Genomic DNA, 3,890 nt, shown 5'->3' with positions numbered 1-3,890 from the left:
GCGCTCAGGGACCAGGACCCGGTCCTGTGGTGGTGCGGGTTCGGCTGGGGGAGCGTGAACCGCTCGGGGCCGGAGGTGAGCGCTTCCCTGGCGAGTTGAGGGGTGGAGGGGGTGGAGGCCGAGGCGCGCGGGGACGTCGACGCGCGTGCCGTCTCTTCAGAGCTGGACAGCGCGGTGGTCGGGGTCTGCGAGCGCGACAGGGAGCGGGTTTTGTCCTCTGGGGGGGCCGCTCTGCGTGTCTTCTTGCCAACGTAGGTCGGTGTCGGTCTCATCGGCAGTGAGGGGTGGGTTGGGACGTGGGGGCGCAGGCGCAACCGGTGGCATCAAGGGCTGGCCGGCTTGCACGCGCTGCCTGGCCGTGATGAGGCACAGGCGCATCCACTGGGTGGGGTCGGCGCGTTGCACCAGCTTGTCGAGCGCGTCGCGCGACGCGGCGTTCAGGTGCACCGACGGGTCCGCGCGGTTCGTCCAGCCGCGCTCGGCCAGGCACAGGATGGCCGGCACCAGATGCTGCGTTGCATCGGGCTCGAAGCCGGCCATGAGGGTCTGGGGGACCTTGGGTGCACGGCACAGCAGTTGGTGCAGCAATGCGGCGTCCTGGGGCCGGTCCTTGAACACGGCGCAGACCAGCCGGGAGGCGGCCATGGGGTTGCCGGCTTCGAGCCAGGCCTGGCACACGGCAAGCAGCGCCTGGGTGTCGCTTTCGTTCAGGGTGGGCGTGCGCGGGGCGAAGGGCGGCGGGCCGATCAGGGTGCCGAACACCAGCGCGTGCAGGCGGGGGTAGTCGTCCGTCTTGGCGATGGCCGTGGCCTCCCGCGCGTCGTGCCCCCATGCCATGAGTTGGCGGTGGGCCTGTTCGTACTGGCCGCCTTTGTTGAAGGTGGTGTTGAGCTCGATGCCCAGCCGCTGGAAGTGCGTGGAAATGCTGGATCGCAACCCGGTTCGCTGAGGGGGGGCGGGGCGGCGCTCGGGTGAGGCGGTCTCGGTCTCGGCGCGGGTCCGGGACGGCGGCGTGGTCCTGGGCGTGGTAGGGGGGGAGTAGCGTTCCATGGTCGGGCGGGGAGGCAGCGGCCGTGGGCCGCGATCGCTGAACGCCGGTTGAGTGGTCGGGCCGGACAGGCCCGTTCCTGATGGAGCGCTTAAGGCGCAGAGCCGGCCCAGGCCTGGGACCAGTCCTTCAGCGCCGAGGCGACGCTCCCCGTGCGCGGGCCCAAGCCCAGCGCGCGCGCCGCCGCGTTCAGGGCCGCGAGTGGGTCGCTCAGGTCCAGCGCCTGAGCGCCGTTCTGCTTGCTCAGCTTCTCGCCGTTGTCGCCCCGCACCAGCGGGGTGTGCAGGTACCGCGGCGTGGGCAGGCCCAGCGCGCGTTGCAGCAGGATCTGGCGCGGCGTGTTGTCGGCCAGGTCCTCGCCGCGCACCACGTGGGTGATGCCTTGCGCGGCGTCGTCCACCACCACGGCGAGCTGGTAGGCCCACAGGCCGTCGGCGCGGCGCAGGATGAAGTCGCCCACCGTGGCGGCCACGTCCTGCGACTGCGGGCCGAGGCGGCGGTCGTGCCAGTGCACCACCGCGCCGTCCGGCACCCGAAAGCGCCAGGCGCGCGGCGCGCGGCCCCGCAGGCCGCCGCTCTCGGGCCGACAGGTGCCGGGGTACACGGCGGCCTGGTGGCGCTCGCGCGGCGTGCCGCTGGCCAGCAGGGCGCGCTCGATGTCCTGGCGCGAGCAGGCGCAGGGAAACACATCGCCCTGCGCGATGAGCCGGTCCAGCGCGGCCTGGTAGCGTGCGCCGCGCGCCGATTGCCACACCACGGCTTCGTCGCTCTCCAGGCCGCAGGCGGCGAGCTGTTGCAGGATGAGCCGGTCGGCCCCGGGGATGCAGCGCGGCGTGTCCACGTCCTCGATGCGAACGAGCCAGGCACCGCCGTGGGCGCGCGCGTCCAGCCAGCTGGCCAGCGCGGCCACCAGTGAGCCCGCGTGTAGCGGGCCGGTGGGCGAGGGCGCGAAGCGTCCGCGGTAGCTCACCGGGTCATGGGGCTTTCAGGCCACGGCCAGCGCGAGCTCCAGGCCAGACACGAAGGCGTCTTCCACCCGGTGGCCCAGGCACCAGTCGCCGCACAGGCCAATGCCCAGCGCGGTGTCGAGCAGGTGGCTGCGGCCCAGCGGGGTCTGGGTTTGCGCGTAGCGCCAGCGCTGCACCTCGGCGAAGGGCGGCGTGGCGCGGATACCGGTGATTTCGGCGAAGCCCTTGAGCAGCTTGGCCTTCACGCGCTCGCCGTCGTCTTCCAGGTGCTTGGTCGACCACGCGGGGCTGGCCTGCACCGTCCAGCGCTCGATGGGGTCGCGCGCCGGCTTGCTCGACTCGCGCGCCAGCCAGCTGATGCGGTGGTGCGTGCTGCGCGCCGCGCTCCACTGCGGGCCCAGGTGGTACAGGCCCGGTTGCATGGCCTGGGGGAAGGCGACCATCAGCGTCCAGCAGGGCGCCACGTGCACCGGCGCCAGCGCGGCGCGCAACTCGGGCGCCAGGCCCGAGGCCAGGAGCAGCGCGTGCGCCTGCGGGTGGGGAATGGCCAGCAGCACGCGATCAAAGCCGCCCAGCACGCGCTGGCCGCCGTCGCCGTCGTCGGTGCGCAGTTGCCATTGCCGGGGGTGCAGGGCGTCGGCTTCGATCCGCGCGACCCGCGTGTCCAGCAGCGCCGGGGCCGAGGCCTGGCCGTGGGCCTCGGGTTGGAGCAGCGGCTGCGCCCAGAGCGCGACCAGGGCGTTCATGCCCGGCGCGGCCACGAAGTGCGGTTCGGTGGGCGGCGGGGCGCTGGCCAGCACGTGGCCGACGGCGTCGAGCACGCGCACGGTGCTGGCGCTCCAGGCGCGCACGGCGCGGGTGGCGGTGGCGCGCAGCGCGAGCTCGAAGCGCGCATCGCGCACGGTGAAGTACTGCACGCCGGGGTCGAAGCCGCCGAACTCGGTGCGCCGGGTGGCCATGCGCCCGCCGACGGCGGACGCGGCCTCGATCAGCGTGACGCGGTGGCCGGCCTGCAGCAGGGTGCGCGCGGCGGTGACGCCCGCCATGCCCGCGCCCACCACGGCGACGTGCAAGGGGGCGCGCGGAATCGAGGTAGGGCGTGAAGTCATTGGGCGAATGTAGCAGCGGCGGTGCTCAACTCTGGTGGTGGTTGTTCAGCAAGGCCTCGCGCGTGCCGGCGTGCTTGAGGTGGTCCAGCCACCAGCGCAGCGCGCGGGCTCCGTCGGCGGCGTGGCGCGTCTGTCGCCAGGCGTAGGCCACGCGGAAGCTGCGCTCGCCCTGCTGCACCGGCTTGACCACCAGCCGCCCGGCGTTGATGAAAGGCTGGGCCAGCGCCGTGGGCAGGAAGCCCGCGCCCAGGCCGCGCAGCTGCGCCTCCAGCTTGTGCTGCATGGTGGGCACGGTGAGCACGTCCTGGCCGGGCAGCAGGTTGTGGCTGACGCCGCGGCCGCGCTGGGTGCTGTCGGCCACGGCCACGGCGCGGTGCTGGCGCATGTGTTCCTCGGTCAGCGTGGCCTCCAGGCGCGCCAGCGGGTGGTGTGGCGCCACGGCATAGACGAAGCCCGCCGTGCCCAGCGGCGCGGCCTGCAGGCCCGGGCCCACGGAATCGGCCGCCACGCCCAGGGCGATGTCGGCCAGCCCGTTCTGCAGGGCCTCCAGCGTGCCCGAGAGGGTTTCGGCGCGCAGCCGCAGCCGCGTGGGCGCGCCGGTGGCGTAGAAGGACTCGCACAGCTCGAACAGGGTGGCGCGCGAGATCAGCGCGTCGGCCGCGATGGTGAACTGCGGCTCCCAGCCCGTGGCCACGCGCTTGACGCGGCGCGCCACGGCGTCGAACTCGTTGAGCAGGAATTCGCCCGCGCGCAGCAGTTCCTCGC

The 3,890-nt window shown here is 73.7% G+C and carries 4 protein-coding genes; all 4 read right to left on the bottom strand.

Annotated features, from left to right (window positions below):
- Positions 1-156: 156 nt before the first annotated feature.
- The gene (locus BGO22_RS02030) at positions 157-936 is read right to left on the bottom strand and encodes a hypothetical protein (RefSeq protein ID WP_070398106.1); all 780 of its coding nucleotides are present in this window, start codon (positions 934-936) and stop codon (positions 157-159) included.
- 203 nt (positions 937-1,139) lie between these two features.
- Positions 1,140-2,018, bottom strand: a complete 879-nt coding sequence (gene gluQRS / locus BGO22_RS02025; RefSeq protein WP_070398105.1) for a tRNA glutamyl-Q(34) synthetase GluQRS — start codon at positions 2,016-2,018, stop codon at positions 1,140-1,142.
- A gap of 15 nt (positions 2,019-2,033) precedes the next feature.
- Entirely contained in the window at positions 2,034-3,125 is a 1,092-nt protein-coding gene (locus BGO22_RS02020; RefSeq protein WP_070398104.1) for an NAD(P)/FAD-dependent oxidoreductase, read from the bottom strand.
- Positions 3,126-3,150: 25 nt separating this feature from the next.
- Positions 3,151-3,890, bottom strand: a 740-nt coding sequence (locus BGO22_RS02015) for a LysR substrate-binding domain-containing protein (RefSeq protein ID WP_286848562.1), incomplete at its 5' end; no start/stop codon positions are given.

Origin of the sequence: Hydrogenophaga sp. 70-12 (assembly GCF_001897365.1) — a bacterium.
GTDB classification, from domain to species: domain Bacteria; phylum Pseudomonadota; class Gammaproteobacteria; order Burkholderiales; family Burkholderiaceae_C; genus Hydrogenophaga; species Hydrogenophaga borbori.
The sequence above is the reverse complement of the archived record's forward strand: the minus strand, read 5'-3'. Positions and strand labels throughout refer to the sequence as shown.

Excerpts from the sequence above, each read along its gene's own strand:
- BGO22_RS02020 (WP_070398104.1), bottom strand. The coding sequence starts at position 3,125 with ATGACTTCACGCCCTACCTCGATTCCGCGCGCCCCCTTGCACGTCGCC.